Origin of the sequence: Pseudomonas sp. NY15181 (assembly GCF_048068055.1) — a bacterium.
Lineage (GTDB): Bacteria > Pseudomonadota > Gammaproteobacteria > Pseudomonadales > Pseudomonadaceae > Pseudomonas.
On the sequence record NZ_JBLUPT010000014.1, the window covers coordinates 94,227 to 121,100 of the forward strand.

A 26,874-nucleotide genomic window follows, 5' to 3' on the forward strand; every position below is an offset into this window, starting at 1 on the left:
GTCGGGGCATCGGCGTACAACCGCGAGCGGTTGTACGCCCTGCGAGTTACAGCAACGACAACGGATAGCTGATGATCAGCCGGTTCTCGTCGAAGCTGTTGGTGCGGCCCCAGTCGCGGCGCATGGTCGAGTTGCGCCACTTCAGGTTCAGGGTCTTGAAGGTGCCGCTCTGCACCGTATAGGCCAGCTCGCTCTCGCGGCCCCATTCACGGCCATCGTCGGTGCTGCTGTTGTGCACGTCGCTGCCATGCAGGTAACGGTTCATCAGGGTCAGGCCCGGAATGCCGAAGGCGGCGAAGTCGTAGTCGTGGCGCAGTTGCCAGGAGCGCTCCCTGGCGTTGTCGTAGCTGGAGTTGAAGCTGTCGTTGGCCAGGGTGCCGCCGCTGGTGCCGTTGACGCGGAACCACTCGTCATCGCCCATGACCCTCTGCAGCCCGACATAGAAGGTGCTGGCACCGTACTTCGCCGAGAACAGCCCGGAGAAGGTGCGGTTATCCAGGTCGCCGGCGCGGGCGCTGCCGTCCTCCTTGCCCCAGAAGTAGCCGATGTTCGCCCCGAGCACCCAGTCGCCCAGCGGCTGGCTGTGTTGCAGTTGCAGGTACTGCTGCTGGTAGATGTCCTTCAGCTCGGCGTTCCACAGGCCGAGGAGGGTGCGGTCGCCATTGAAGCGGTACTCGCCGCCGACGAAGTTGAAACGGTCGGACGTGAAGGCCGGCCGGCTGAACAGCGACATGTCTTCCAGGCTCGCATCGTTGCGCGGGCTGTTCTGGCGGAACTGGCCGCCGTAGAGGGCCAGGCCATCGACCTCCTTCGAGGTGATCTGGGCGCCCTGGAAGGTCTGCGGCAGCGAGCGGCCATCGTCGGAACGCAGGATCGGCAGCACCACCATCCATTCCCCGGCCTTGAGCTCGGTCTTCGAGACCTTCGCCTTGCCGGCCACCGCCAGGCGGCCGAAGTCGTCGGCCGGGCGCCCGTCGTCGTGCACCGGCAGCAACTGCGTGCCGGCAGTGCCCTTGCCGCCGTCCAGCTTGACGCTGTACAGGCCGAGCACGTCGAGGCCGAGGCCGATGGTGCCCTGGGTGTAGCCGGAGCGGGCGTCGAGGATGAAGTTCTGCGTCCATTCCTCGGCCTTGTCCTGGCGGGCGTCGCCGACGAAATTGCGGTTCATGTAGAAGTTGCGCAGCAGCAGGCTGGCCTTGGCGTCTTCGAGGAATCCGCCTTCGTCGGCATGGGCCAGGACGGGCAGGGCGGGCAGCAGGCAGGCTGTGACGGTGAGATGCGGCAGGTAGCGGATCATGGATGTTCCCTCGGCATTCTTGTCGTTGTTCGCGGGCAAACGGGGGCCTCCGCGCAGCGGATAGGCGATGAAAACGATCAGCGGGCGTGGATCGGGCGATCAGCCGGGCGCGACAGATGCGGAGGGCGGGGCGGTGAGGGCGATGCACGCGCGACGGCGTGCCAGGGAGAGCATGAGCATGTGAACGGACCTTTCTTATAGTTGTGGACGCCACATCGAGGCGGCTGGGGCCATAGTGGTTCCGCCCGGCGAGTCGCCGCAATTCGTCCGAGGCGTATCTGTTCGCTGTTCGAACAGGAATTAACCGTTTGGGACATTTCTTTCTGGGGATTACGCGTAGCATGCCGTTCAGCGCGCCGAGCTTCTGTCAGAAACGCATGCACCATCGCCTTGCGGCGGGCCCGCGAGGCGCCGGCGCGGGTTGTTTCCCCGGCGCTTCTTGGTAGGCTGGCGTGCCGTGCGCGCGAGCCGTTCCCGCCACCAGAATCCGTGACCCGATGAGTACCAGCCAATCGCCGTTGTCCGGCGCCAACCAGCCCTTCAAGGGCATCCTGCTCATCGTCCTGGCGACCTTCCTGTTCTCCAGCCATGACGCGCTGTCGAAGTACCTGGCGAGCATCTATCCCATCGTCATGGTGGTCTGGGCGCGCTATGTGGTGCACACGCTGCTGATGGCGGGCATCTTCCTGCCGCGCGCCGGTTTCGCCGTGCTGCGCACCCGCCATCCGTTCCTGCAGATGGCCCGGGCGCTGTGCCTGCTGGGCACCAGCTTCCTGTTCACCACGGGCTTGCAGTACATCCCGCTGGCGGAGGCGACGTCGGTGAACTTCCTTGCGCCACTGCTGGTGACGGCGCTGTCGGTGCCGCTACTGGGCGAGCGGGTCAGTGTGGGGCAGTGGGCGGCGGTGATCGTCGGCTTCATCGGCGTACTGATCATCGTCCACCCCGGCGGTGCGCTCTTCACTCCGGCGGTGCTGCTGCCGTTCGGTTCGGCGCTGTTCTTCAGCTTCTACCAACTGCTCACGCGCAAGCTCAGCCAGGTGGACAGCCCGACCACCAGCAACTTCTTCGCCGGGCTGTGCAACACCCTGATCGTCAGCGCCCTGGTGCCGTTCTTCTGGCAATGGCCGGGGCTGGTCCATGGCCTGATGATGCTGGCCTTGGGCACCTGCGGGATGACGGCGCACCTGTTCCTGACCCAGGCCTTCAAGCACGCCGCGCCGGCGCTGCTGGCGCCGTTCAGCTACTGCCAGATCGTCTTTGCGGGGTTGCTGGGCTTCGTGATCTTTGGCCATACACCGGAGCCCTCGGCGCTGCTGGGCATCGCGGTGATCTGCGGCAGCGGACTGGCGGCGGCCTGGTTGCAGAGCCGCAAAACGTAGGGCGTACAACCGTTCGCGGTTGTACGCCGATACGCCGATGTCATCGATCGCGTCGCGGTTCACCTTGGCGGGTGTTCCAGTTCGATTCCACGCGGGGTTTGGCCAAGGTCAATCGGCGTATAACGCGGAGCGTTATACGCCCTACGTTCCTGCGAGGCCCGCAACTATTCGATCTCGAACAACCCATGCCGGATCGGCCCCACCGACAACCGCTGGCGCACGTCGTCGTCGATGCGCGGATCATCCGGCTGGTACAGCTTCACCTGGCGGTAGGCGGCTATCCGGTTGATCTCCGGCCCCAGGTACTCCCACACCACGCGGGTGCAGGCCGGGGTGCGTCGGTCGCCGCTGGAGACGCCGGTCTTCAGGCCGTTCAGGCGGGTGATGCGGCTCTTGAAGCTGGGGATGAGGATGGTCTGGCTCATCTCGTTGACCGTGAGCGACTCGTAGTCCAACAGGAACACCCGGTCCTGGAGCTGGAATGCCGCGCCCAGGTAGCGGCAGCGTACCCAGTCCTCGGCCTGCACGTCGGTGCTGCTGGAGCGCTCCTGGCGTTCCTGCCGCTCGAAGAGGAAGTTGCCGCCTTCCTCGTACAGGTGCACCAGCGACAGCAGGATCGAACCGGGCACCGACATGCAGTTGGAATATTCGAAGTAGTAGCCGCAATAGCGCGACAGGTTTCCCGCGTGGTCGCGCAGCGGGCGGAGCATTTCCATCAGCGGGTCATCGCGCTGGACACTGGCCGGGGACGTGCCGCGCGCGCCGATCAGGCGGGCGAACTGCTCGGGCGGCAATTGCAACTCGTAGTCCTCGACGCCGAAGAAATCTCCAATGCGTTTGAGGTTGTACGCGGTGGGTTGGCTCTGCCCACCGAGGTATTTGTTGAACTGCGCGCGATTGATCGCAAGCTTCCGGCAAACCTCTGAGATAGAGCGGTAGTGAGCGCAAAGCAGCTTGAGATTGGGGCCGAGGTTTTCGGACATTTGTGCCAGGTCCAGGTGATGCGACTGGCGCAATTATAGCGTCAGGTCGCATCAACTCGGAACAAGCCGCGAAATTGTTTCAACAGGCTTCGAGCGCAACCATGCGCCCCCAGTGAGCGGGCCAGCCCCAGGCCCGTGCTCCCACAATAACAATCGAGGCCCCAGCACATGCTCGACGCGATCAACGATTTCCTCTCCGGGAAAGTCCTCATCGTCCTCATCGTCGGACTCGGCGCGTACTTCACCATTCGCTCCCGTTTCGTCCAGTTCCGCCATTTCGGCCACATGTTCGGCGTTTTCAAGGAATCGATCCGCGGCCAGGCTGGCCAACTGAGCTCCTTCCAGGCCCTGATGCTGTCCCTCGCCGGTCGCGTCGGCGCCGGTAACATCGCCGGTGTCGGCATCGCCGTGACCCTCGGTGGTCCGGGCGCCGTGTTCTGGATGTGGGTCACCGCGCTGGTGGGCATGTCCAGCAGCTTCTTCGAGTGCACCCTGGCCCAGGTCTACAAGCGCAGCGACGGCGACGGCCTGTACCGTGGCGGCCCGGCCTACTACATCCAGCACGGCCTGAAGCTGCGCTGGATGGCCATGACCTTCGCGGTCCTGCTGCTGGTCACCTACGGCTTCGCCTTCAACGGCCTGCAAGCCTTCACCGTCACCCACTCGCTGCAGAACGCCTTCCACATTCCGGTGCTGTACTCCGGCATCGGCCTGGCCGTGCTGCTGGCCATCGTGTTCTTCGGCGGCATCCAGCGTATCGCCGCCGTGTCCGACCTGCTGGTACCGGTCAAGACCCTGGCCTACATCGCCGTGACCCTGTACGTGATCTTCACCCAGATCGAGCTGGTTCCGGGCATGCTGACCACCATCGTCAAGAGCGCCTTCGGCCTGGAACCGGCCTTCGCCGGCCTGCTGGGCAGCGCCATCGTCATGGGCGTGAAGCGTGGCGTGTTCGCCAACGAAGCGGGCCTGGGCAGTGCGCCGAACGTGGCCGCGGTCGCCGCCGTGCGTCACCCGGCGTCCCAGGGCGTGGTCCAGGCGTTCAGCGTGTTCCTCGACACCTTCGTCATCTGCACCTGCACCGCGCTGCTGATCCTGCTCTCGGGCTTCTACACCCCCGGCTTCGAAGGCGACGGCATCACCCTGACCCAGAACTCCCTGGCCGCCGTGGTCGGTGACTGGGGCCGCATCTTCGTCAGCGTCGCGCTGTCCCTGTTCGTGTTCACCTGCATCACCTACAACTACTACCTCGGCGAGAACGCCCTGCAGTTCATCGTTGGCCGCAGCCGTACCGCGCTGATCGCCTTCCGCGTGCTGGTGCTGGGCCTGATCCTCTGGGGCTCGATGCAGAACCTGGGCACCGTGTTCGCCTTCGCCGACATCACCATGACCTGCCTGGCCTTCGTCAACCTGGTGGCCCTGGCGATGCTGATCAAGACCGGCCTGCGCGTGATGCGCGACTACGACGAGCAGCGCGCCGCCGGCATCGAGCGCCCGGTGTTCGACGCGGCCAAGTTCGCCGACCTGGACATCGACCACGATGCCTGGCGCGATGCCCACAAGGTCAACTCGACCGCTCCGGCCCACGGCAGCCTGCCGGCCCAGGGCTGATAGCCATCTGACCCTGCTCCTCGGACCAAGGTCTGATACGCGAGGCCGGGACTTCTCCCGGCCTCGCGGTTTATCCTGTGAACTTTCCTACAAGAGCACTGGCATGCGTCGCGTGAAGAACCTCTTCGTCCTCTATACCGGCGGCACCATCGGCATGCTGCAGACCGCCGAAGGCCTGGCGCCGGCGGGCGGTTTCGAAGCTCGGATGCGCGAACAGCTGCAAGGCCACGGCGAGATCCGCCTCAACTGGTCCTTCGCCGAGCTGCAGCCGCTGCTCGACAGCGCCAACATGACCCAGGCCAACTGGCTGGCCATGCGCGACGCCATCGTCCACGCAGTGGAGCAGGGCGGCCACGACGGCGTGCTGGTGTTGCACGGCACCGACACCCTGGCCTACAGCGCCGCCGCGCTGTCCTTCCTGCTGCTCGGCCTGGACGTTCCGGTGGTGCTGACCGGCTCCATGCAGCCCATGGGCGCACCGAACAGCGATGCCCCGGCCAACCTGCTGGGCAGCCTGAAGGCCCTGGAAGCCGGCGTCGAACCCGGCGTCTGGCTGTACTTCAACGGCGCGCTGATGCACGGCGCCCGCGTCACCAAGCTGCGCAGCGAGGCCTTCGACGCCTTCGCCGTGCTGCCGCGCGAACGCCAGGGCGAGCGCGCCGAATCGATCCCCGCCGCACTGGACTACCGCCAGCTGCGCCTACCGGTGAATCTCTCCGTGTTGCCACTGTTCCCTGGCCTGCGCGCGGAACACCTGCGTGCGCTGCTGGGCAGCGGTGTGCAGGCGTTGCTGCTGGAGTGCTACGGCAGCGGCACCGGTCCCTCGGACAACGAGGATCTGCTGGCCGCGCTGCGCGAAGCCCATGCGCGCGGCGTGGTGCTGGCGGCGATCAGCCAGTGCCCGCAGGGCCATGTGGCCTTCGACATCTACGCCGCTGGTAGCCGTCTGCGTGACGCGGGCCTGGTCTCCGGCGGTGGCATGACCCGCGAGGCTGCGCTGGGCAAGCTGTTCAGCCTGATCGGTAGCGGCCTGGCATCGTCCGAAGTGGAGCGCCTGTTCGCCCTCGACCTGTGCGGCGAGCGGGTCGACGGCTGATCCGTTAACGCGCGTCGCTCAGGGGCGTGCGTACCTGTAGGAGCGAGCTTGCTCGCGAACCGCATAGCACGGCTGCATCTTTCCTCCGGTGAGTTCGCTTACGAGATGCATCTGCGTCGGGTTGGCCCTCACCCTAACCCTCTCCCAAGGGGAGAGGGGACCGTCCGGTGCAGGATGAAACCACTTTGTCAGCCGGCACGATCTGGCTCCCTCTCCCTGAGGGAGAGGGCTGGGGTGAGGGGGAAAGCCCCGGCACAGATTCAGCCGGGACAAGACAGTTGCTCCTACGCCACCACCCGCTAGAACCCCACCATTTCCCCCACGACCCCCGCCTGCGGATCGTCGCTGCGGCTCACCACTGCATAGTTGTACCCGCCCTGGCTCCAGTAGCGCGTCAGCAGATCGCCGTCGGTGCGCTGGCCCTGAGGCAGCATTTCGTGGCGCGGGCCCGGCGGGCGGATGAAGAAGGTCAGGCGACGGCCCTGGCCGTCCTCGTAGATCACCAGCGCCGCAGCCCCCTGTTCGGTGGCGAGCAGGCGCGCACCGACGGTCTTCAGGCCGACGCGATCCAGCGCCGGCGGTGGCGGGGCGTCCTTCAGGTAGTGGGCCAGCCAGTTGCGCAGGTCGCCGCCATCGCGCAGATCGAGGCCATTCTGGCTGGCGTCGGCGAACAGCCGGTAAGCCTGCACCGCGTCCTGCATCGGCACCGTGTTGCGCGCCAGGCTATCGCCGCGCATCTGCCAGCCACCCATGCCGCCCACGCCCAGCGCCACCAGCAAGGCTGCCGCCGTGGCCAGCCGCGACCGACGCCGCTGCTGAATGCCCCGGCGAATCCACGCCGGATCGAGCTGCTCGGGCAAGGGCGCGCGACCCTGGCCGGCGAAGGCGGCGCGCAACTGCTGGGCATCCTGCCGCCAGCCTTCCACGCGCCGCGCATCTTCCGGGTGGGCTGCAAGCCAGGCTTCCACCCACTGGCGACGTGCCGGGTCCAGCTGGTCGTCGAGATAAGCGTGCAGATCGTGCTCGTCGGGAATGCGTTCGTTCATTTCAGTACCCGCAATGAGGGAGTCGCCGCCTGTCCTTCGCTCAGCGCGCGCAGCGCCTGGCGGGCGCGGGACAGGCGGGACATGACGGTGCCCAGGGGAATATCCAGCGCCTCGGCCGTCTCGCGGTAGCTCAGGCCCTCGACGCTGACCAGCGCCAGCAGTGCACGCTGCTCGGCGGGCAGGCGCTCGAAGGCTTCCAGGGTCGAGCGGGCGCTGACGATGTCCTCGGGCGAGGCGCTCACCGCGCTGTCCGCGCCGAACAGGCTGAGCAGGCGCGCATAGCGGCGGGCGCGGCGCTGCCCGTCGATGAAGTGGCGGTAGAGGATGGAAAACAGCCAGGCGCGCAGGTCGCCGTCCTCGCGCCGGCCGGCCCAGGCCGACAGCGCCTTTTCCAGGGTCGCCTGGACCAGGTCGTCGGCGCTGCTCGCGCTGCGGGTCAGCGACAGGGCGAAGCGCCGCAGCCGGGGCAGCAGTTCGCGCAGTGAATGGTCGTCCAGTGAGTGCATCGCAACGTCAGGCAGTGGTGGATTCGAGCGGTAAGGACGAATGCCCCGGCGATCTATTCCCGCCATGGACGAAAAATTTTATTGCACGGCTCTCGGGAATAACCCGTTCTGCGGCGCGTCGTACCCGCTCAACGCATTCAGCCTAAGCCTCAGGAGCTGGAAATGACAGAAACTCCGCCCAACGCACCCCTGCGCCTGGCCGCCATCGGCGCCGTGGTGCTCGGCGTGGCCGCCGTCTTCGCCTACACGGCCGGTTGGCTCGACCCGCAGCGCCTCACCCCGGCCAAGGTCATCGACACGCTGGAAGCCAACGGCGGCGTCCACCCCGGCTACCGGCGCAACCACGCCAAGGGCCTGTGCGTGATCGGCCACTTCGAGAGCAACGGCGGCGCCGCCGCGCTGTCGCGAGCCAGTGTTTTCGCGCCGGGCAGTGTACCGGTGGTAGGGCGCCTGGCCATTCCCGGCGGCAATCCGGCGGCCAGCGACGGCGCCGCGCCGATCCGCAGCCTGGCCCTGCGCTTTCAACCGGGCGAGGGTGAAGAGTGGCGCACCGGGATGAACACCATGCCGGTCTTCGTCGTCCGCGACGTCGCCAGTTTCTACGACCTGCAGAAGGCGACGGCCCCGCAGCCGGGCACCGGCAAGCCCGATCCCGAAAAGGCCGGCGCCTTCTTCAAGGCGCACCCGGAAACCCAGGCCTTCCGCGACTGGGCGAAGTCCTCCACGCCGTCCTCCAGCTACGCCAACAGCGCCTACTACGGCCTCAACGCCTTCTACCTGGTGGACAGGGAAGGGCGCGAGCAGCCGGTGCGCTGGTCGGTGCAGCCGGTCGCGCCCTACGAGCCGCTGGCGGCGGACAAGCGCGGCGACGCCAACTTCCTCGCCGATGAACTCGCCCAGCGCCTGGCGAGCGGCCCGCTGCGCTGGCGCCTGCTGTTCACCCTGGGCGAGCCCGGCGACAGCACCGCCGACGCCACCCAGGCCTGGCCGAAGGATCGCCGCCAGGTGGACGCCGGGGAGCTGGTGATCGAGCGCCTGCAAGCGGAAATCGGCGGCGACTGCCGCGACATCAACTACGACCCGCTGATTCTCCCCGACGGCATCCGCGCCTCCGACGACCCGTTGCTCAGCGCGCGCTCGGCCGCCTACTCGGAGTCCTTCAACCGCCGTACCCGCGAGCAGGCCCAGGAGACCCCCTGATGAAACCGACCTACTTCCCGTTCTCCCTGCGCGTCCTTCACTGGCTCATGGCGCCCCTGGTGCTGGCCATGCTGCTCATCGGCCTGGGCATGGTCGCCAGCGTCTCCCCGCGCCACGCCTTGCTGGTGGCGATTCACAAGCCGCTGGGCGCCGCGCTGCTGGTCCTCGTCCTGCTGCGCATCGCCGTGCGCCTGACCCACCGCGTCCCGTCGCTGCCCAACGACATGGCCGGCTGGCAGCGCGGTGCTGCGCACTTCTCGCACCTGCTGCTCTACGGCCTGCTGCTCGCCCAGCCGCTGGTGGGCTGGACCATGCAATCCGCCGGCGGCTACCCGGTGGTGCTCTGGGGCGGCTTCGAACTGCCCGCGCTGGTCGCGCCCTCGGTGGGGCTTCACACCCTCCTGCGCGGCGCCCACAGCGTCATCGCCTACGCCTTGCTCGCCACCATCCTCCTGCACCTCGCCGCCGCGCTGTTCCACGGACTCATCCGCCGCGATGCAGTCCTGCCCAGCATGACCGGCGCAGCCATGCCTCCCAACCCGACCGGAGAACGGCCATGAAAACACTGATCGCACTGGGTAGCTTCACCTTCGCCTGCGCGGCGTTTGCCACCCAGGACGTACCGCCCGCGCAGGACTACCACTACGGCCAGACGCTTGATATCAAGCGCGTGGTGCAGCCGGCGGACCTGAGCTTCTGCGGTATCCGTGAAGTGGAGATGGTCTACGAGGACAGCGCCGGGCAACTGCATCGCCTGCGCTACCCGGTGTGGGGGCTGTTCTGCGGCAACGAGAACTGAGTCTTTACGGCGCTCAGGTGGCCTTGCGCTTGCCGGCCAGGATCAGCGCGATGCCGCCCAGCACCGCCAGGGTCGACAGGCCCAGGCGCAGGGTCAGGTGCTCGCCCAGCAGCAGCGCGCCGCCGAGCGCCGTGAACACCGGCACGCTGAGCTGTACCGACGCGGCCTGGAGCGCGCCCAGGCCCGTCAGCGCGCTGTACCAGATGGCGTAGCCGACGCCCGACGCCAGCGCGCCGGAGAGTACCGCGTAGATCGCCCCGTGCAGGTCGAGGTCGAGCTTCATCGACAGCGCCAGGCACATTGCGGCCGCCATTGGCACGCTGCGCAGGAAGTTGCCGGTGGTGGCCGCCAGCGGATCGCCGCCACGCCGCCCGCGCAGGCTGTACAGCGCCCAGGCCAGGCCGGCGAGGATCATCAGCGCGGCGCTGCCCACCGGCGGCGCACTGGCCCCCGGCAACAGCAGCACGACGATCCCGCCCAGCGCCAGAACCAGCCCCGGCAACTGCCAGCCGCGCAGACGCTCGCCGTTCAGATAGCCCGCCACCAGCATCCCCACCTGCACCGCGCCGAACAGCAGCAGCGCACCGCTGGCCGCGCTCATCTGCACATAGGCCAGGGAAAAGGCGGCGGCGTAGACGAACAGCGCGCAGGCACTGCGCCAGTCGCCACCCGCGCGCCAACCGCCGTCGCGCAGGCGCAGCAGAATGGCGAGGGTGATCGCTCCGGAAACCAGGCGCAGCCCGGTGAAACTGGCGGCATCGATGCTCGTCTCGCGCAACGCGAGGCGGCACAGCAGGGAATTGCCGGCGAAGGCCAGCATGGCGAGCAGCGTCAGCAGCAGATAGCGGGGTTGGGGCATGGGCGTCCTGGCTCGCGGGGTCGCGTCGCGTGCGCCGGTAGAAAAGCGCTAACGGCCCCGATTGTTGTTCTTCGGTGCCGTGCAGAGTGCCATGAAACAGCAGGTGAGGGGATGTGGAAGAAGGTCGTATGCAACCCGGCCGTTGGGATGATTTCTATTGCCGGCGGAAATCCACCAGCCACGCGAAGGTGGCCCCGTAGGGCGTATAACGCTCCGCGTTATACGCCGATTAGCCTTGGCCTCAAGGCACTCCAAATCGGATCATGGCACCGGCGGTGATCCACGGTGAACCGGCGTACAACCGCGAACGGTTGTACGCCCTACGGCACTACCAGCCACCTTCGGGTGGCTGGTAGTTCTGTTCTTCGAGATCAGGCCAGCGCCTCCGCCACCGGAGCATTGGCACGCTTGCTCACCAGGTGCTGCAGCAGGCCGGAAACCACCACGCCCACCACCGCCAGGATGCTCATCAGGCTGAACACGTAGGTGTAGCCCTGCTCACCCGGATAATGGTCGAGCAGCGAGCCGTAGATGATGTAGGCAAACATGCCCGGTGCGTAGCCGATCAGGCAGCCGATGCCGAAGGCCGAGCCGGTGATGCGCGAGGGGATGCCCACTTCGCTCATCGGCGCCCAGAACACCCCGCGCATGGTGAACACCACCAGGGCGAAGGACAGGGTGGCGGCCATGCCGGCGTAGATGTAGCTCTCGCCACGGGGAATGCTGAGGATCACCAGCATCAGCGGCAGCAGCGCGACGAACGCCCACTTCAGGTAGCGGCTCGGGCTCTTCAGGCGCTTGTCGGCGACGTAGCCGCCCAGCGGGCCGCCCAGCACCTTGAGGAAGTACTGGTTGATGATGCCGTAGGCACCCACCAGCGCCACCGGCAGCTGGTACATGTCCTTCAGGTAGGGGATGAAGTAGGTCAGGCCGCAGTACACGATGTAGACCATGAACACGTTCAGGCTGACCAGCCAGATCCCCGGCGTGCGAATCGCTTCCAGCAGGCCGGAGAGGCCCTGGGTTTCAGCCTTGGCAGGGGCGGCGCCGTTGGCCTTCGGCGCTTCGCGCAGCAGGAACAAGGTGAGCACGCCCACCAGGATGTCGATGCCCGAGTAGAACAGGATCGCGGCCTTCAGGCCGGCGGCGCCGGAGCCCAGAGCAACGAACACGCCCAGCGCGGAGAACGCCACCAGGGTGTCGACCACGCCGCGTCCGCCTTCGAGGAAGCCGAACATCCGGCTCTGCTCGTCGTCATTGCCGAGGTTGCGGATCGCCTTGAGCAGCGAGGGCCAGAAGATGCAGTCCGCGCAGATCGCCAGCAGGCTGAAGACGATCAGCAGCTGGCTGTAGCCGGGGAAGGTGGCCAGGTACAGGCCCAGCCCGCCGATGCTGATCAGGCCGACCGGGATGAGCCGGCGCGTTTCGAAACGGTCGGCGAGGAAGCCACCGACCACGAACAGCGCGGTCGCGACGATGGCGTTGACGCTGAGCAGGGTGCCGATCTGCGTGTGCGTCAGGCCCATGTGTTCCTGCATGGGGATGTAGAAGGCGTCCTTGAGGTTGGCGAGCTTGTAGATGGTGCCGCCGCCCAGAACCAGGACGAGGAAACGGAGCCACTTGGCTTTAGCCTGTGCTGTCATTGTTGTTCTCCACCGTTTACGGATAAGGGGTGGCCGCCTGAGCGGCCGTCGGAATCAGGCGGCGTCGGCCAGGGTCAGTTCGGCCAGCAGGCGCAACTCGTTCAACAGGCCGCGCACATGGCGCACCTGGTTGTTCGCCCAGCGGTGCTCGTCGGCCAGCATGCGTTCCAGGCTGTAGCCCGGCGGCAGCGGCGTTTCGCTCATCTCGCGGTAGGGAATGAAGGGGTCGGCGGCTTCATCGCTCTGGCGGAACGCCGGGGCGATGTAGTGGTTCTCCTGCTCGAGGATGAACGCCACCACCTGGGGGGCGTTGTCGCCAAGCAGCAGCAGTTCCAGCAGCATCCGCGCGCCGGGCAACTGGTCCTCGGCACTGCCCTGCAGCACGCCGTAATGGCCGAAGCCGTTCGCCTCGGGCACCACGCGCACACCCTTCAGGTGCACCTGGCGGATGAACGGGGCGAGGTGGGCCAGCGCCGGCAGCGGGCGCTCGCAGGCGTTGATCATGTTGCCGAAGTCGAACAGCGCGTTCAGGCGCGGATGCCCGACCTTGCGCAGCAGGGCGGCGATCTCGTCGCTCTTGAGCTCCTCGTGCTGCTCGAAGTCGAAGTTCAGGTCGTGCGCATCGGCCAGTTGCGCCAGGCGCCGCAGGTCCAGCTCGATCAGGTCCATCACCCGCGACAGGTGACCCTCGTAGCGCGAGTAGACGCGGATATTGCGGCTGCCGATGGCCAGGGCCACGGCGACCGCCTGGTCGACGTCTTCGGGGCGGGTGCTGCTGATTTCCACGTGCAGGGCCAGACCCAGGCGGCGGGCCTTTTCGCCGAAGGCGGTCAGTTGCTCGGGAGTCATCTGCGACAGGCTGTTCTCCTCGCCGTCCAGCAGGTGCAGGGAGAGGCCGTCCAGCTCGTGGCGGTAGGTGAAGTCGAGCATGTCGCCGGGCGTGACCCGGCCGTGGGTGAGGTTGGTCAGCAGCGGGTAGCCGTGGGCGAACAGGCGCAGGCTGTCGAGACGGTCGAGCAGGCGGCGGGCGAGTTCGGGGGTCAGCGTAGGAGGGGGCGTATCTGCGGGCGTGGCGTTACGCCCCAGCAGGGCCGCGAATCGGGCTTGGATAGCATTCATTATTGTCATTCCTGATAGCGACGCCGGGGTGGCCGGCGGTGCTTTTATCGCTCCGGAATGGTGCTATCCCTATAGCCATTATTGTTTTGTTCGTATGACCACTTTGCCGACCGCTCTAGGTCGGCTTCAGAACCTTTTTACGATCTCGCGAGCTAGAGCAGAACAAGGCAAAAACAGGCGAGGACGCGGAGTTTACGCGCTGTAAATGAGCAGTCCTCGCCTGTTTTTAACGCAGTTATGCCGACGCGCAGCAGATCGTAAAAAGGTTCTCACAGCTTCCAGCCCAGGGCTTTCAGGGCCTGGGCAAACTCCTGCACACGGCGTCCGGCCTGCTCCTCGGGTACCGCGGCAAAGCCCAGCAGCAGCCCCGGCGGCAGGTAATTACGGATGCAGTAGTCGCGCAGGGCGTAGGTGTACACCTGGTGTTCGGCCAGGCCACGGGCGACGGCGGTATCGTCGCTGCCCTCGGGCAGCCAGCCGATCAGGTGCAGCCCGGCCTCGGCGGGCGTCGGCCTGATGGCGCCGCCCAGCTCGCGCTGCAGCGCCTCCAGCACACTGGCCTGGCGCGCCTGGTAGAGGCTGCGCATGCGGCGGATATGGCCGAGGAAGTGGCCGTCCTGCATGAAGTCCGCCGTGGTCGCCTGGTGCAGCGTCGACGGGCTGCGGTCCATCACCGCGCGGATGGCGCAGAACGGCTCCACCAGCGCCTCCGGCAGGATCACGTAGCCCAGGCGCAGCGAGGGGTAGAGCACCTTGCTGAAGGTGCCGACATAGATCACCCGCTCCCAGGCATCCAGCGCGAACAGCGCCGGCAGCGTGCGGCCCACGTAGCGGAATTCACTGTCGCAATCGTCCTCGACGATCCAGCCCTGGTTGCGCCCGGCCCAGTCGATCAGTTCCTGCCGGCGCGCAGAACTCATGGTGGTGCCCAGCGGGTGCTGGCGCGACGGGGTGGTGAACGCCAGGCGCGCATCCGGCCGCTCGCGCAGGCCCTGCTGCACGTCCAGTCCTTCGTCGTCGATGCGCAGCGGCACCATCTCGCACCCCTGCGCCTGGAAGGCGATGCGCGCGGCGATGTGGCCGGGGTCTTCCATCCACACGCTGTCGCCGGGGTTGAGCAGCAACATGCCGAGCAGGTTGAACGCCTGCTGCGCACCGGAGGTGATGATCACCTGGTCGATGCTGCACTCGATGCCCCGCGCATCGAACACATACTCGACGATGGCCTCGCGCAAGCGTTGCAGGCCCTTGAGCTCGCCGTAGCCGAGCGAATCCTTGGTCCCCTTGCGCAAGTGGCGGTTCATCAGGCGCTTCCACACCAGCATCGGGAAGGCATCGTAGGCCGGGTGGCTGGGCAGGAAGGAGGTGGGGCAATCCGGCGCCCAAGTGCTGTACGACACCCCGCTGAAATGCTCGGCGCGCAGCGAGTGCACCGCCTGGCTCAGGTTCGACAGGCGCGGCGGCTTGCGCGGCGCGTCGGCGGCGCTGCGCCCCTCCCATTCGTTGCCGACATAGGTGCCCGCGCCCGTGCGCGAGGCCAGGAAGCCCTCGGCGGTCAGTTGGTCGAAGGCATTGAGCAGCGTGATGCGCGACAGGCCCAGCTCCTTGCACAGCGTCCGCGTCGACGGCAACCGCGTGCCGCCGGGCAGCCGGCCGGAGAGGATCTGCTTGCGCACCTGCAGGTACAACTGGCGATAGAGGGGGATCGGGCTGGAGCGATCCAGCTCGATGCCGGTGAGCAGCATGCCGCCGGGCGTTTTCATTCGGGGTGTGCCTTGCGCAATAGCGAGCCGAGAGGCTCGGATTGTGCCTTGACGGGGGAAATTGGGGGAGGGGGATTACGGGCGTGCTTCGGTGCTGCGTTATCGACGGGATCGGACGGGGCGCGCCACTGGCCCCGTCCTTGTCTTCTTACAACCACCACCGCAACAGATAGAACGCCCCCATGCTCAGCACCACGCTGATCAGCACGTTGCGCGTCCACAGCACCAGCGCCACGGCAACGACGGCGCCGAGCAGGTAGGGATTGTCTGGGCGCAGGTTCAACTGGTGGTCGGGGAGGAACACGATCGGCCCGCAGATCGCGGTGAGCATTCCCGGCACGGCGAAGCCGAGGAACTGGCGCACGTTGCTGCTCAGGCGGATCGGCAGGCGCGGCTCCAGGAACACGTAGCGGTTGAAGAACACGATCAGGCCCATGCCGAAGATCACTGCCCAGACCATCATGCGCGCACCCCCGAGAATTTCTGGCAGATGAAGCCGGCGAACATCCCCGCCAGCCCCGACAGCACCAGCGCCGAACCCAGCTGCCAGTAGCTGAACAGCACCGAACAGAACAGCGAGACGGCGACGCAGACCACGGTCGGCACGTTCTTCACCACTGGTGCGATCAGCGCGACGAAGGTGGCGGCGATGGAGAAGTCCAGGCCCAGGTGCTCCAGCCCCGGAATGCTGCTGCCCAGCAGCACGCCGGCGAGGGTGAAGAGGTTCCAGGCGATGTAGAAGGTCAGGCCCACGCCCAGGGCGTACCAGCGGTTGAAGGTCTCGCGGTCGTGGCCGCTGGTGAGGGCGAAGAACTCGTCGGTGAGCAGAAAGCCCAGGCCGGCGCGCCAGCGGCCCGGCAGGCCGGAGATCACCGGGCGCATGGTCATCCCGTAGAGCAGGTGCTGGGAGGTCAGCAGCAGGGTGGTGACCATGATCGAGAAGAACCCGGCGCCGCCCTTGAGCATGCCGATGGCCACCAGTTGCGCGGCGCCGGCGAAGACAATGGCGGACAGCCCCTGACCCTGCAGCGGCGAGAGCCCGGCGTCGATGGCCAGCGAACCGGCGAGCAGGCCCCAGGGCAGCACCGCCAAGGACAGCGGCGTGATGTCGATGGCGCCCTTGAGGAAGGCGCGGGAGTAAAGCGTGGTGTGGGACATGGTGATTCTTTGCAGTCTTTCGTCCTGACAGCGTGGCAGAAGGGGGCGCTCGCTGGCTTGAACAATCTTGCTGCGGTTGGGAATTTTCTCCGCCGCAAATGAAAAGGGCAGCCATCCCGGCTGCCCTCGGCTGACTTTCGAATCGGCTACGAAGTCGGCGCCTGGGACGCACCGCGCGCCACCGCTTGCCGGCGTCTCGCCTTGCGAATCTTGCGCGCCGTCTCCACGAATGGCGTGACGATCAGGCTGTACAGCGTCAGGTAACGGTCGTCATCGCGCTCCCCGGCGCCGAACTGGATGCGCTCGGGCGTCCGGCTGGTCACGTAGAGCGTGCCGAACATCCAGTCCCAGAGCGACAGGTTGATCGCGAAATTCTTGTTGAAGTGCCGGGGCGCATCGCTGTGGTGGATCTGGTGCTGGGCCGGGCTGTTCAGCAAATGCTCGACCACCGGCCCGAACGACAGCCACACATGGCTGTGCCGCAGGTTCACCGCCAGCGCATTGAAGATGAAGATCAGATAGGTCACGCCGAACAGCGTGTAGCGGCTGATCTCCCCGCCGCAGGCGTACCAGAAGGCACCGGCGTAGGCCCCCAGGGCGACCACCCCGGCCAGCTTCGCCGCGAGCTTCTCCACGAAGTGAACGCGGCTGGCCGTCGCCGGCACCAGCACCGCCGCTGAGTGATGCACCTTGTGGAACGCCCACAGCCAGCGGGAGTGGAAGGCCCGGTGGACCCAGTAATTCTTGAAGTCGCCCACCAGGAACACCCCCAGCCCATAGAGCAGGGACAGGCCGAGGTTCTCACCCACCTGCGGGCGCGCGCCCCACAGCTTGGTGAAGAAGGCGATGTAATCGCCGGAGCGCAGGATGTACGGATCGACCAGACCGATGATGGGCACCATCACCGCCGCATGCAGGATGCCCCGCACGAAGTAGTACTGATAATCCAGCAGCGCCGAACGATGGAAATGCACCCGGTTGCCACCGATGAACTGCCAGAACGAACGCACATCCGTCAGCCCACGGTACTTCCTGAAGCGGAACAGCGCATAGGCGACCGCATAGGAGAGGAACAGAAACAGCGCGCCGACCCGGCCGTTCAGGTCGAACAGACCGGCGAAACGGTGGATGACCGGATCGATTACCAGGGCGGTCAGGTGGCTATGGAACGGCAGGAGATCATCCACGGCAGGTGAGTCTTTGGCGAAGGGCGGGGGGCTGGGGATCGGAGCAGGCCAGGGGCGCGGCGCCATCGGCAATCCGGTGCGCGCATTCAACGCTCAGGCTCATGAACTTCATCGTAGCTTCGGGTTGCCACGGCGAAGCGGCCGGCTGGAAGAAAAGCATGGGTTGTCTCTTGTTCTTGGAATGGCTTGGCGGTGGGGCTCAGCGATGCACGGCGTGTGGAGTGGCTGAACGCGCAGGCCAGGCATCGGACTCAGTGTGGGCGCAATGGTAATTGGGAATAATTCTTAATGTCAAAAGGGGCCGCCGACGCGAATCGACTCGACGGAATCCGACGCGTCGGCCAGCTTTAGGCCGGCTAATGGGTGTTCCCTCTTCTAAAAACAGTTTATCAAGAGGATTCAGCGTCGCACGAACTTGAAGGCCCAGACTCAAGCTTAAATGTGGGCTTTGGGTCAAATTCATCACTACTACCGTAATGTGTTGAATATGTTCTATATCCGTCCTTTTCAATGCACCAGTTCCAGAAATAAAACTCTGCACCATGCAGCCCAATAGCTTCAATACGAAATTCTTTAACCTGGAAGAATTCCGCAACCCCATTCCGAGTAATCGAAACGGTTCTAGCTTTTTCAAAGCCATAAGGATAAGCACTGCTAATAAGGCTAACCTTCACGCCTGAGATTGGGTTTCCATATTGGTCAATCACATGAGCCTGGGCGTACGGCTGTAATGTCTTATATGTTGGGTATGGGATGCAACCAGAAATGGAGGCGCATATGGCCAGAGGGGCTATTCGCATTGGAATACCTCTAAAAAGACATTGCGGCATACTGTTTTCTGTCTCCCGGCGTTACACGGATACGCAGTTGGCGAGAGTCTGAAAAGCTACTATTAGGATGCGGGTGGTTTTGCTCATGCTGGATTGGATTTCTCAAAGAGGATGGTTTATTTTTCAGAATTATTTTCCCCATGAAGGAGTGTCTCTTTTGCTCTTGGAGTCGCAGGCGGGAATTGTTGAACTACCATCAGGTAGGCGTACGTATTGGAGGTATTTGTATTTCTCTGGGGTATCCCCCTCTATGCAAAAGGAGGATGAATAAAAGTAATTATGGTGTTTTGCGTCGTTGATTCTATCCATCATAAATACGTAGGTTGTATTCTTCTGCAATTTATCAAGGTTGGAGTTCTCATCTAATTCGTATTCGTTCGGGGTTTCGGAAAATCTAAAGCATTCGCCTGCCTTTAGTGTTAGAGGGGTGGCATTTTTCTTGAGTTTGATTGTCCAGATCAATGGTGTGTTTACATAGCTCTCGGACAAAACAACTCTGCTAACCGGGAAATCCTCCTTTGCATAATTCGGTAAGCAAATTGCTGGCAAATTATTTATCGATTTTATTATAGGCTCCCCATTCCAACCCATGGATGTTGCACATGCCTCAGAAGACAGGGTGATTAACAGGGTAAGTGCGAGGTTTATTCTCATTAAGGGTTTACTCTGGTAGGTTATTTGTTTCTTGAGGGTTGTCTAGGAAATCTCGCATGGTGGATTTAAGCAGTGAGGGGTCTTTTGACTGGTTTGCGGGGTTCCAGACAAATTGCGGTTTTTTCAAAATGCATATTATGAAGTAGTCAGAGACGATGTCTCCCTGCTGCTCCATGTTGTAGTTCGATAATTTTCCATCAGAATTAAGCTGATATTCGTAGGCCGATGGGCCGCGACTGGTAACCCACAAGGAATTCCATTTTACCCAGTAGCCCATTTGATACTGCCAGGCATGCACCATTTCATGCATGAATAAGGCTTTATCTCTATCGTTGCTCGTATTGGAGAAGTCATCTCTATAGAAGCCAGTGCTATTAGGAAAGTACAACTCCCCATTAGGTGTAACAGCCGTATTCTGGAACCCTAGGAACAACCACCAGCCGCCATGGTGGATTTTGACCTGGCTGTAATCGATGGAGTCCTTGAAGACACTCCGCGCCATGGCGATTTCGCCGGACGTCAGCGCGCGCTTTTCGCCTTCTGGTAGCGGGACGGTTTTGATGGCGGCTCCATTGGGTGAGTTGTCGGTGAATAGCTGGTTCGCTTTCAAGTCTATGACCAGTGGCTCGTCCATGCCCTTGGCGATACAGCATGGCGACTCGGAAGGCTCTGGCGGGAGCAACTCCAGGCGGATGATTCGCGTGGCTTCTTTCGTCGTAATCCGCGCGGTGCGACCCTGATGGTCGGTTGTGCCTTCGCGAGTCGTTCCATCGGCAAGGTGCATCACATAGTAAAGCCCCTTGGGAATGCTGCCGCTCGTACAGGTGAGGCAGATTTGCGCCGCATAGGGCGCAATAGTGGGGATAGGGTGTGTCTTGGCCTTGTCGCCTCCCGCCGAGGATGATGAAAGCGGCCCCAACGGCGCTATGATCCGGTTGCTCCCAAACGGACAACCACAACTCACGATATGGCCATCCACCGCCGCATACTCACCCAGCCATTTGTTTCTGGTGTCTCCCTCGGCGACCACACCGGGCCGGCCACATTTGGGACAGGGGGTGGTGGGGTCTCCTTTACGAACGATTCCTCGACTGTCACTCGTTGCTCTTCGGGGCAAGGTGCTGATCAGTGTCGCGCCGCTGGTGGTCTTGTCGCCATCCAGTGCCTGGCCGCACCCATGGATATTGGGGCGACTCATTCTTCGGCTCCGTCTTTGGGCAGGAAGTCGCTATCCCAGACATGGCCTTCGTACATGACCAGCAAGCAGGCCGATTGCGAGGTGTTGATGATCTCGTCGCCGTTATCCAAGAGGCTGCCGACCAGCGCAATGTTGGAGTGGCCCTTGCCGGCCCCTGTCGCGATGAAGGAGACAGACCCATCAGGGTACTGAACAGGGTCCCCCTTCCTTGCAACAGCTACTTCCACCCCACCGTCCAGAGTAATCGTCATGCCGGATGTGCCCTTTATGACTTTCCCGCCCAACCTGCTTTGGCTGCCTTCGGCAACTATTCTCCGGATACCCATGACTGGCCGGGACAGCATCTCGGCATGGTTCCTGCGCAGTTCCTCGGAAACCGCTGGATCAAAGGTTGCGAGTTGTTCCTCAGTGAAGGGAGCTTTACGTAGCTCCCGTAATACCTCCTCAGTGACCTCGTTGGTGTAGTAGGTGTGAAGCACAGTAGCCTTGGTCATGCCGTTCTCCTTGATAGGCAGGGGGCTGGATTCCTGATCGATAGGAATCCGAGCAGAGACCTGACGCTATCAAGACGGGTTGCGGGGTGACTGTCAGAAAAGGCTGAGAAGGTCGTGTCGTGTTGCTAGAGGCTGAGAAGGCGTTTCGGCAGGAAAATGTGGGGCGGGTTGTAGGACAGATGGAAGGCGCGCTTTTTCAAAACTGGAGGAAGAGTCCAAAAATGGAAGCTATTCGAGTTAATACATTCAAAGGTAGTCATGAAGAATTCATAGCTATGCTTCAAGAGTGCGATATCAGGTATGGGGAGGTTAAGACCTTCTCGAGCACTATCATGGCCAGTGGCATGGTTCTTATGGTGTACGGTCTTGTTAAAACGGCTGCTCCTTGGGCAGCATTGGCGGCGGTACTTGTGGCATGGGTTAAGTCGCGCTCTAGTCGCAAGGTAATAATTACTACAAAAGACAATAAGTCCATTCAGGTTGAGGGCTATTCAGTAAAGGATGTTGAGCGTTTTCTTGAGATTTCTATAAACTTGGCAGTGATCGATACGGACAATAAGTCCGACTCTTAGTAATGGTGAGCGGCGGGCAGGTATTCTTGTTCGTGGGCCTGTGCGGGTCGATTTGTGTCGTGAGCTTTATGTTTGCGGAGGCTGTGGTAAATTTGAAAAGGTTGTGTTTCTGTTTTTGACGTCCTATCTTGGTGTGCTGGCCATATTTAGAACGGGGAAATAACGCTGTCTCGCCTTGTGGTCCTTTTTGTGTGTTGGGGATGTATGAAGTGGCAGATATAAATAAGCACGGATTGGGGCGGTACGTTTCGCAAGATGTGAAGCGAGAGGTTCGCCAGCGATGCGGGTATGGGTGTGTTATTTGCGGGCTTGGCTATTACGATTATGAGCACTTCAACCCTGACTTCAAGGATGCTAAGGAGCACAATCCAGACGGGATGACGATTCTGTGTATGCAGTGCAATCAGAAGAGAGCGCGCGGAACCCTTTCAGTTGAAACTGTGGCGAAAGCCAATGAAAATCCACGCTGCAAACAGCAAGGGTTTACTTCCGAGATGTTCGACTTGTCCTCTGATAGCCTCCAGATTGTATTCGCGGGGGTGACATTCACTGACTGTAGGACATTGATTCAGGTGAGGGGGCTTGACCTGCTCTCCATAAGGTCATCGGATGAGCCGGGGGCTCCTCCGCTGCTCTCTGGTTTTTTCACTGACTCAACCGGAGCGGTGACTCTGAAAATTGAAGACAACATTTGGTCCGCAGGAGCTGACAATTGGGATGTTGAGGTTGTTGGGCCGCGCACAACCATTAGGCGGGGGCCTGGTGATATTGTCTTGGAAATTCGAGTCGACCCACCTCGCCGTCTGATTATTGAGAAACTATCCATGGAGATTGAGGGGGTAGTTATAAATGGAACCTCAGAGTCCCTCCAATTATGCATAGATGGTAGGTCATGGCAGCACTTCTCCGGCTGCAACATGACAGGCTGTGGTATTGGAATCCTAATCTGATAGCCCGTAGTGGCGACTCAATGACGTCAAACGGAATTCATTTTTCTACTCCAAAGTTGGCCAGAACGTCAGAGGTAGAATGCAGAGGATAGATCCGATCTTGCTTGACCACTGCATTCCTTCCCCCTAACCTCCCGTCGCCCCTGTGAAATCGACAGGGACGGGTTTGGCGACCCGTATCAACCAATCACGCGACCTGCGTTGACAGGCTCTGCGCCGTAGCTTTACGGCCGCAGTGCATTGCTATGGCGGGCCGCGCAGGGAGACCTTCGGGTCTGCCGGTTGATGGTTGCCGGTTCGCCAACCTTGCGCGGCTTCGCCACCCTACCGTTTGGCGACGGTGAGGTGGTTTCCATACACAACCATCTGGGTCAACTTCCATGGACGACATCTACGTTCCCACCGTTTTCCACCGCTACAACCGTTCCCTGCGCGGCGTATTGATCGACAACCAGCCCTGGTTGGTCGCCCGTGAGCTGGGCTATCTGATCCGCGAGCGGGTCGAGTCTTATGTTCTTCGTCTGGATGATGATCTGTTTCGCGAGGCGCGCCTGGTGACGGGCAGCGGCGAGGAGGCCGTGTTGCTGGTGAATGACTACGGCGTTTTCCATGTGCTGCAGCGATTTCGCGATCCCGAGCATCGGCCTTTGCGCCGCTGGATTACCGGGCATGTGTTGCCGATGTTGCGGGATCAGGGCGTGGTGCCGGCTGGCAGTCCGCGTCGGTTGTTGGCGCAGGGGGATGGCTGGCCGATGGCGGTGCTGGATTGGCAGGGGGAGTATTGGGTGACGGTGGATTCGGTGCCGCGGTTGATGGTGCAGGAGCGGCGGGGGAAGTTGGGGTGGTGGCGGAGGTTGTAGGGGCGTGATGGGGTGCCTGAAGGCGCCTTTCGCGGACAAGGTCCGCTCCTACGGGGGCAGCTCGGTGCGCTGGGTTGCCCTCACCCCAGCCCTCTCCCGGAGGGAGAGGGGGCCGTTCGGCGTGGGGGTTGGGTTTTGGCGTCAGCCGGTGGGGTTGGTTGATTAGAAGATGTAGTCCGTGGTCAGGAAGTTGGAGTCGCGGTCGCGGATGATCTGGCTGATCAGTTCCTTGTTCGATTCGGTGAAGCGGGTGGCGACCAGGGTGCGGATGGAGAAGGTGCGCAGGGCGTCGTGGACGGAGAGGGTGCCTTCGGCGGAGTTCTTGCGGCCGTTGAAGGGGTAGCTGTCCGGGCCGCGCTGGCACTGGGCGTTGATGTTGATGCGGCCGACCTGGTTGACGAAGGCATCCACCAGCGGGCCGATCTGCTCCGGGGCGTCGCCGAACAGGCTGAGCTGCTGGCCGTAGTCGGACTGCAGCACGTAGTCGATCACTTCATCCAGCTCGCGGTAGGGCACCACGGGCACCAGCGGGCCGAACTGTTCTTCGTGGTAAATGCGCATGTCCGCACTGACCGGGCTGAGCAGCGCCGGGTAGAAGAAGCTTTCGCGGCTTTCGCCACCGCCGGGGTTGACGACCTGGGCGCCCTTGGCCAGCGCGTCCTGCAGCAAGGTATTGAGGAAGTCGACCTTGCCCGGCTCGGGCAGCGGCGTCAGCGCTACGCCCGGTTCCCAGGGCATGCCGGGTTTGAGTTCGGCGAGCTTGGCGCTGAATTTGTCGAGGAAGCTGGGCAGCACGTCTTCGTGGACGAAGAGGATCTTCAGCGCGGTGCAGCGCTGGCCGTTGAAGGAGAGGGCGCCGGTGATGGCTTCGCTGACGGCGTTGTCGAGGTCGACGCTGGGCAGGACGATGCCGGGGTTCTTGGCGTCCAGGCCCAGGGCGGCGCGCAGGCGGTGCGGGCGCGGGTGGAGCTTCTTCAGGTCGGCGGCGCCGGAGTGGGTGCCGATGAAGGCGAAGACGTCGACCTTGCCGCTGGCCATGAGCGCGCTGACGGTTTCGCGGCCGCGCCCGTAGATGACGTTGATGACGCCCGGCGGGAAGCTGTCGCGGAAGGCTTCGAGCAGCGGGCGGATCAGCAGCACGCCGAACTTGGCGGGCTTGAAGACCACGGTGTTGCCCATGATCAGCGCCGGGATCAGGGTGGTGAAGGTCTCGTTCAGCGGGTAGTTGTACGGGCCCATGCACAGCGCCACGCCCAGCGGCACGCGGCGGATCTGCCCAAGGGTGCCCTGTTCCAGTTCGAAGCGGCTGGAGCGGCGGTCCAGCGCCTTGAGCGCCTCGATGGTGTCGACGATGTAGTCGCAGGTGCGGTCGAACTCTTTCTCCGAGTCCTTGAGGTTCTTGCCGATCTCCCACATGAGCAGCTTGACCACGGCGGTGCGCTGTTCGCGCATGCGGGCGAGGAAGCGTTCGACGTGGGCGATGCGCTCGGCCACGCGCAGGTTGGGCCATTCGCCCTGGCCGTTGTCGTAGGCGGCCACGGCGGCGTCCAGTGCGGCGAGGGCGGCGTCGGCATCGAGCAGTGGGGTGCTGCCGAGGATGACCTGTTCGTCGCCCTGGTCGGTGGCGAGGAAGATCGGGCTGCGCACCGGGGCGAGCGGGCCGTCCCAGCGGAGCAGTTCGCCGTTGACCAGGTAGTCGCGCTGCTCGACGGGGGCGTCGGGGCGCCAGGTTTCGGGGATGTCGTTGAGGCAGGGGAACAGGCGGTCGAGTTTGTTGTTGTCGTGCATGACTCATCCTTCGGAAACGGTGGGCGACTGGTCTGTTTTAGTCCGTGCGGGCGATTAGGTAAATCGATTCAGCAAGCGATGCGACGAAAGGCCGGATGGTTGCTTTGGTAGGGCGTATAACGCTCCGCGTTATACGCCGATTGACTGTGGTTTCAGGGCGCCGCGAACCCAGCGATGAAGCGAGGGCGCAGGCAAGGTGTAGCGGCCTGACCGTTCGTGGTAATCCGCCGGGAGTTTCGGTGCTCGGGATTCGGCGGATAACGCGTGCCGCGTTATGCGCCCTACGGGTGTGAAGGTGTGGGGTTCGGCGCGGGCGCCGGTTGCAGCAGTTCCTGCTGCTCGGCGTAGCGGGCGCGGATGTCGAAGTCACGGGGCCAGGTGGGTTGGGCGGGGGCTTTCGGAGTTGCGGAGGAAGTCATGGGTGATACCTCGTTGCAGGAATCCGTGGCGATGACCGCAAGGGCCGTGCGCCGGTTGTTTCATGGCCGGGTTGCGGCGGTGGGCGCGCGCAACCCGGCTGGGTTCAGACGAACAGCGACAGCAGCAGGATGAAGCCCAGGCCGACCACCGAGAGGATGGTTTCCATGGCGGTCCAGGTCTTGAAGGTTTCCATCACGCTCATGTTGAAGTACTGCTTCACCAGCCAGAAGCCGGCGTCGTTGACGTGGGAGAGGATCAGCGAGCCTGCGCCAGTGGCCAGCACCAGCAGTTCGCGGTTGACGCCGGGGATGAGGTTGATCACCGGCACCACGATGCCCGCGCCGGTGATGGTAGCGACGGTGGCGGAACCGGTGGCGATGCGGATCACCGCTGCTACCAGCCAGGCCAGGAGGATCGGCGAGATCTGCGCCTGCACGGCCATGTGGCCGATCACGTCGCCCACGCCGCTGGCCACCAGCATCTGTTTGAAGCCGCCGCCGGCGCCGATGATCATCACGATGGCGGCGGTGGGCGCGAGGCTGTGGTCGAGCAGCTTGAGGATCTTCTTCGAGTCGAAGCCGCGGGCATGGCCGAAGGTGTAGAGCGACAGCAGCAGGGCCAGGAGCAGGGCGGTGATCGGGTGGCCGATCATGTCCAGCCAGGCGCGGACGATGTGGCCGTCGGCGAGCATCACGTCGGCGAAGGTTTTCAGCAGCATCAGGAACACCGGCAGCAGCACGGTGAACAGGGTGACGCCGAAGCTGGGCAGGTCGCTGGTGTCCGGCTCGTGGGCGATCTGCGCCACCAGTTCCTCACTGGGCTGGCCGGGAATCACCTTGGAAATCCAGGCGCCGAAGATCGGGCCGGCAATGGCGGCGGTGGGCAGGGCGACCAGCAGGCCGTAGAAGATGGTCTTGCCGATGTCCGCGCCGAACACGCCGATGGCCAGCAGCGGGCCCGGGTGCGGCGGCACCAGGCCGTGCACGGCGGAGAGGCCGGCGAGCAGCGGGATACCGATCTTGATCAGCGATACGCCGCTGCGGCGGGCCACGATGAACACCAGCGGCACCAGCAGGATGAAGCCGATCTCGAAGAACAGCGGAATGCCGACCAGGAAGGCGGCGAGCATCATCGCCCAGTGCACGCGCTGCTTGCCGAAGGCCTGGATCAGGGTGCGGGCGATCTGATCGGCGCCGCCGGACTCGGCCATCATCTTCCCGAGCATGGTGCCCAGGGCGAGGATGATGCCGACGAAGCCGAGCACGCTGCCGAAGCCGTCCTGGAAGGATTTGACGATGGTCGCCACGGGCATGCCCGAGGTCAGGCCGAGGAAGCCGGCAGCGATGATCAGGGCGATGAAGGGGTGGAACTTGAAGCGCGTGATCAGCAGGATCAGGCCGATGATGGTGACTACCGCATCCAGCAGCAGATAAGTGTCATGGGACATGCCGAGCATGGG

At 63.6% G+C, this 26,874-nt stretch carries 25 protein-coding genes; 9 read left to right on the forward strand and 16 right to left on the reverse strand.

Going from position 1 to position 26,874, the window contains the following annotated elements; genetic code table 11:
* Positions 1-46 precede the first annotated feature (46 nt).
* Complete coding sequence (locus ACNFBT_RS25195; RefSeq protein ID WP_416753433.1) at positions 47-1,297, reverse strand: OprD family porin; 1,251 nt, start codon at positions 1,295-1,297, stop codon at positions 47-49.
* 497 nt (positions 1,298-1,794) lie between these two features.
* Here ACNFBT_RS25195 and ACNFBT_RS25200 point away from each other — a divergent pair, with 497 nt between their 5' ends.
* Complete coding sequence (locus ACNFBT_RS25200) at positions 1,795-2,679, forward strand: DMT family transporter (protein WP_416753434.1); 885 nt, start codon at positions 1,795-1,797, stop codon at positions 2,677-2,679.
* 164 nt (positions 2,680-2,843) lie between these two features.
* On the opposite strand, the gene ACNFBT_RS25205 is transcribed toward ACNFBT_RS25200, so the two are convergent.
* On the reverse strand, positions 2,844-3,662 hold the full coding sequence (locus tag ACNFBT_RS25205; protein WP_416753435.1) for a helix-turn-helix domain-containing protein: 819 nt from the start codon (positions 3,660-3,662) through the stop codon (positions 2,844-2,846).
* 168 nt (positions 3,663-3,830) lie between these two features.
* Here ACNFBT_RS25205 and ACNFBT_RS25210 point away from each other — a divergent pair, with 168 nt between their 5' ends.
* Positions 3,831-5,273, forward strand: coding sequence for an alanine/glycine:cation symporter family protein (locus ACNFBT_RS25210; protein WP_416753436.1), 1,443 nt, complete (start codon positions 3,831-3,833; stop codon positions 5,271-5,273).
* Between the two features lie 103 nt (positions 5,274-5,376).
* Complete coding sequence (locus ACNFBT_RS25215; RefSeq protein WP_416753437.1) at positions 5,377-6,369, forward strand: asparaginase; 993 nt, start codon at positions 5,377-5,379, stop codon at positions 6,367-6,369.
* 299 nt (positions 6,370-6,668) lie between these two features.
* On the opposite strand, the gene ACNFBT_RS25220 is transcribed toward ACNFBT_RS25215, so the two are convergent.
* Together ACNFBT_RS25220 and ACNFBT_RS25225 are read right to left on the reverse strand one after the other, a co-directional pair.
* Positions 6,669-7,415, reverse strand: coding sequence for an anti-sigma factor family protein (locus ACNFBT_RS25220; RefSeq protein WP_416753438.1), 747 nt, complete (start codon positions 7,413-7,415; stop codon positions 6,669-6,671).
* On the reverse strand, positions 7,412-7,921 hold the full coding sequence (locus tag ACNFBT_RS25225) for a sigma-70 family RNA polymerase sigma factor (protein ID WP_416753439.1): 510 nt from the start codon (positions 7,919-7,921) through the stop codon (positions 7,412-7,414). Before ACNFBT_RS25225 ends, ACNFBT_RS25220 begins: the two co-directional genes overlap by 4 nt.
* 162 nt (positions 7,922-8,083) lie before the next feature.
* On the opposite strand from ACNFBT_RS25225, the gene ACNFBT_RS25230 reads away from it, so the two are divergent.
* Genes ACNFBT_RS25230 through ACNFBT_RS25240 form a run of 3 tightly spaced genes read left to right on the forward strand, consistent with a single transcriptional unit; the run spans position 8,084 to position 9,920 of the window.
* Positions 8,084-9,121: a catalase family peroxidase gene (locus ACNFBT_RS25230; protein WP_416753440.1), complete on the forward strand. Its 1,038-nt coding sequence runs from the start codon at positions 8,084-8,086 to the stop codon at positions 9,119-9,121.
* Positions 9,121-9,681, forward strand: a complete 561-nt coding sequence (locus ACNFBT_RS25235) for a cytochrome b (RefSeq protein ID WP_416753441.1) — start codon at positions 9,121-9,123, stop codon at positions 9,679-9,681. Before ACNFBT_RS25230 ends, ACNFBT_RS25235 begins: the two co-directional genes overlap by 1 nt.
* Positions 9,678-9,920, forward strand: a complete 243-nt coding sequence (locus ACNFBT_RS25240; RefSeq protein ID WP_416753442.1) for a DUF2790 domain-containing protein — start codon at positions 9,678-9,680, stop codon at positions 9,918-9,920. The genes ACNFBT_RS25235 and ACNFBT_RS25240 overlap by 4 nt, the downstream gene beginning before the upstream one ends.
* A gap of 13 nt (positions 9,921-9,933) precedes the next feature.
* Here ACNFBT_RS25240 and ACNFBT_RS25245 read toward each other — a convergent pair whose 3' ends face one another.
* From ACNFBT_RS25245 to ACNFBT_RS25285, 9 genes are all read right to left on the reverse strand, one after another.
* Positions 9,934-10,779: a DMT family transporter gene (locus tag ACNFBT_RS25245; protein ID WP_416753443.1), complete on the reverse strand. Its 846-nt coding sequence runs from the start codon at positions 10,777-10,779 to the stop codon at positions 9,934-9,936.
* Between the two features lie 371 nt (positions 10,780-11,150).
* A complete protein-coding gene (locus ACNFBT_RS25250; RefSeq protein ID WP_416753444.1) occupies positions 11,151-12,422 on the reverse strand; it encodes an MFS transporter in 1,272 nt (423 codons plus the stop codon).
* A 54-nt stretch (positions 12,423-12,476) separates the two neighbouring features.
* Positions 12,477-13,544: a sugar phosphate isomerase/epimerase family protein gene (locus ACNFBT_RS25255; RefSeq protein ID WP_416753467.1), complete on the reverse strand. Its 1,068-nt coding sequence runs from the start codon at positions 13,542-13,544 to the stop codon at positions 12,477-12,479.
* A 266-nt stretch (positions 13,545-13,810) separates the two neighbouring features.
* A complete protein-coding gene (locus ACNFBT_RS25260) occupies positions 13,811-15,304 on the reverse strand; it encodes a PLP-dependent aminotransferase family protein (protein WP_416753445.1) in 1,494 nt (497 codons plus the stop codon).
* Positions 15,305-15,452: 148 nt separating this feature from the next.
* Positions 15,453-15,767, reverse strand: a complete 315-nt coding sequence (locus ACNFBT_RS25265) for an AzlD domain-containing protein (RefSeq protein WP_416753446.1) — start codon at positions 15,765-15,767, stop codon at positions 15,453-15,455.
* Complete coding sequence (locus ACNFBT_RS25270; protein WP_416753447.1) at positions 15,764-16,462, reverse strand: AzlC family ABC transporter permease; 699 nt, start codon at positions 16,460-16,462, stop codon at positions 15,764-15,766. The genes ACNFBT_RS25265 and ACNFBT_RS25270 overlap by 4 nt, the downstream gene beginning before the upstream one ends.
* Positions 16,463-16,608: 146 nt before the next feature.
* Positions 16,609-17,649 carry a sterol desaturase family protein gene (locus tag ACNFBT_RS25275; protein WP_416753448.1) on the reverse strand — a complete coding sequence of 347 codons (1,041 nt, stop codon included), beginning with the start codon at positions 17,647-17,649 and terminating at the stop codon, positions 16,609-16,611.
* A 1,491-nt stretch (positions 17,650-19,140) separates the two neighbouring features.
* Complete coding sequence (locus tag ACNFBT_RS25280) at positions 19,141-20,331, reverse strand: PAAR domain-containing protein (protein WP_416753449.1); 1,191 nt, start codon at positions 20,329-20,331, stop codon at positions 19,141-19,143.
* Complete coding sequence (locus tag ACNFBT_RS25285; RefSeq protein WP_416753450.1) at positions 20,328-20,825, reverse strand: PAAR domain-containing protein; 498 nt, start codon at positions 20,823-20,825, stop codon at positions 20,328-20,330. Before ACNFBT_RS25285 ends, ACNFBT_RS25280 begins: the two co-directional genes overlap by 4 nt.
* 119 nt (positions 20,826-20,944) lie before the next feature.
* Between ACNFBT_RS25285 and ACNFBT_RS25290 the strand changes: the two genes are divergently transcribed.
* The 3 genes from ACNFBT_RS25290 (at position 20,945) to ACNFBT_RS25300 (ending at position 23,207) form a co-directional block, all read left to right on the forward strand.
* Entirely contained in the window at positions 20,945-21,397 is a 453-nt protein-coding gene (locus ACNFBT_RS25290; RefSeq protein ID WP_416753451.1) for an effector-associated constant component EACC1, read from the forward strand.
* A 200-nt stretch (positions 21,398-21,597) separates the two neighbouring features.
* A complete protein-coding gene (locus tag ACNFBT_RS25295; protein WP_416753452.1) occupies positions 21,598-22,347 on the forward strand; it encodes a hypothetical protein in 750 nt (249 codons plus the stop codon).
* A 380-nt stretch (positions 22,348-22,727) separates the two neighbouring features.
* Positions 22,728-23,207 carry a Bro-N domain-containing protein gene (locus ACNFBT_RS25300; RefSeq protein ID WP_416753453.1) on the forward strand — a complete coding sequence of 160 codons (480 nt, stop codon included), beginning with the start codon at positions 22,728-22,730 and terminating at the stop codon, positions 23,205-23,207.
* A gap of 162 nt (positions 23,208-23,369) precedes the next feature.
* Here ACNFBT_RS25300 and ACNFBT_RS25305 read toward each other — a convergent pair whose 3' ends face one another.
* The 3 genes from ACNFBT_RS25305 to ACNFBT_RS25315 all read right to left on the reverse strand — a co-directional run bounded on the left by ACNFBT_RS25305 (position 23,370) and on the right by ACNFBT_RS25315 (position 26,871).
* A complete protein-coding gene (locus ACNFBT_RS25305) occupies positions 23,370-24,995 on the reverse strand; it encodes an NADP-dependent glyceraldehyde-3-phosphate dehydrogenase (protein ID WP_416753454.1) in 1,626 nt (541 codons plus the stop codon).
* A 281-nt stretch (positions 24,996-25,276) separates the two neighbouring features.
* Positions 25,277-25,414 (reverse strand): hypothetical protein, encoded by a 138-nt coding sequence (locus tag ACNFBT_RS25310; protein WP_416753455.1) that lies wholly within the window; start codon positions 25,412-25,414, stop codon positions 25,277-25,279.
* A gap of 104 nt (positions 25,415-25,518) precedes the next feature.
* Positions 25,519-26,871 carry a GntP family permease gene (locus ACNFBT_RS25315; RefSeq protein ID WP_416753456.1) on the reverse strand — a complete coding sequence of 451 codons (1,353 nt, stop codon included), beginning with the start codon at positions 26,869-26,871 and terminating at the stop codon, positions 25,519-25,521.
* Between the last annotated feature and the right edge of the window lie 3 nt (positions 26,872-26,874).

Bases quoted from the DNA above. Each gene is read 5' to 3' on its own strand.
- ACNFBT_RS25195 (WP_416753433.1), bottom strand. From the start codon at position 1,297: ATGATCCGCTACCTGCCGCATCTCACCGTCACAGCCTGCCTGCTGCCC.
- ACNFBT_RS25200 (WP_416753434.1), top strand. From the start codon at position 1,795: ATGAGTACCAGCCAATCGCCGTTGTCCGGCGCCAACCAGCCCTTCAAG.
- ACNFBT_RS25205 (WP_416753435.1), bottom strand. From the start codon at position 3,662: ATGTCCGAAAACCTCGGCCCCAATCTCAAGCTGCTTTGCGCTCACTAC.
- ACNFBT_RS25210 (WP_416753436.1), top strand. From the start codon at position 3,831: ATGCTCGACGCGATCAACGATTTCCTCTCCGGGAAAGTCCTCATCGTC.
- ACNFBT_RS25215 (WP_416753437.1), top strand. From the start codon at position 5,377: ATGCGTCGCGTGAAGAACCTCTTCGTCCTCTATACCGGCGGCACCATC.
- ACNFBT_RS25220 (WP_416753438.1), bottom strand. From the start codon at position 7,415: ATGAACGAACGCATTCCCGACGAGCACGATCTGCACGCTTATCTCGAC.
- ACNFBT_RS25225 (WP_416753439.1), bottom strand. From the start codon at position 7,921: ATGCACTCACTGGACGACCATTCACTGCGCGAACTGCTGCCCCGGCTG.
- ACNFBT_RS25230 (WP_416753440.1), top strand. From the start codon at position 8,084: ATGACAGAAACTCCGCCCAACGCACCCCTGCGCCTGGCCGCCATCGGC.
- ACNFBT_RS25235 (WP_416753441.1), top strand. From the start codon at position 9,121: ATGAAACCGACCTACTTCCCGTTCTCCCTGCGCGTCCTTCACTGGCTC.
- ACNFBT_RS25240 (WP_416753442.1), top strand. From the start codon at position 9,678: ATGAAAACACTGATCGCACTGGGTAGCTTCACCTTCGCCTGCGCGGCG.
- ACNFBT_RS25245 (WP_416753443.1), bottom strand. From the start codon at position 10,779: ATGCCCCAACCCCGCTATCTGCTGCTGACGCTGCTCGCCATGCTGGCC.
- ACNFBT_RS25250 (WP_416753444.1), bottom strand. From the start codon at position 12,422: ATGACAGCACAGGCTAAAGCCAAGTGGCTCCGTTTCCTCGTCCTGGTT.
- ACNFBT_RS25260 (WP_416753445.1), bottom strand. From the start codon at position 15,304: ATGAAAACGCCCGGCGGCATGCTGCTCACCGGCATCGAGCTGGATCGC.
- ACNFBT_RS25265 (WP_416753446.1), bottom strand. From the start codon at position 15,767: ATGATGGTCTGGGCAGTGATCTTCGGCATGGGCCTGATCGTGTTCTTC.
- ACNFBT_RS25270 (WP_416753447.1), bottom strand. From the start codon at position 16,462: ATGTCCCACACCACGCTTTACTCCCGCGCCTTCCTCAAGGGCGCCATC.
- ACNFBT_RS25280 (WP_416753449.1), bottom strand. From the start codon at position 20,331: ATGAGTCGCCCCAATATCCATGGGTGCGGCCAGGCACTGGATGGCGAC.
- ACNFBT_RS25285 (WP_416753450.1), bottom strand. From the start codon at position 20,825: ATGACCAAGGCTACTGTGCTTCACACCTACTACACCAACGAGGTCACT.
- ACNFBT_RS25295 (WP_416753452.1), top strand. From the start codon at position 21,598: ATGTATGAAGTGGCAGATATAAATAAGCACGGATTGGGGCGGTACGTT.
- ACNFBT_RS25300 (WP_416753453.1), top strand. From the start codon at position 22,728: ATGGACGACATCTACGTTCCCACCGTTTTCCACCGCTACAACCGTTCC.
- ACNFBT_RS25305 (WP_416753454.1), bottom strand. From the start codon at position 24,995: ATGCACGACAACAACAAACTCGACCGCCTGTTCCCCTGCCTCAACGAC.
- ACNFBT_RS25310 (WP_416753455.1), bottom strand. From the start codon at position 25,414: ATGACTTCCTCCGCAACTCCGAAAGCCCCCGCCCAACCCACCTGGCCC.
- ACNFBT_RS25315 (WP_416753456.1), bottom strand. From the start codon at position 26,871: ATGCTCGGCATGTCCCATGACACTTATCTGCTGCTGGATGCGGTAGTC.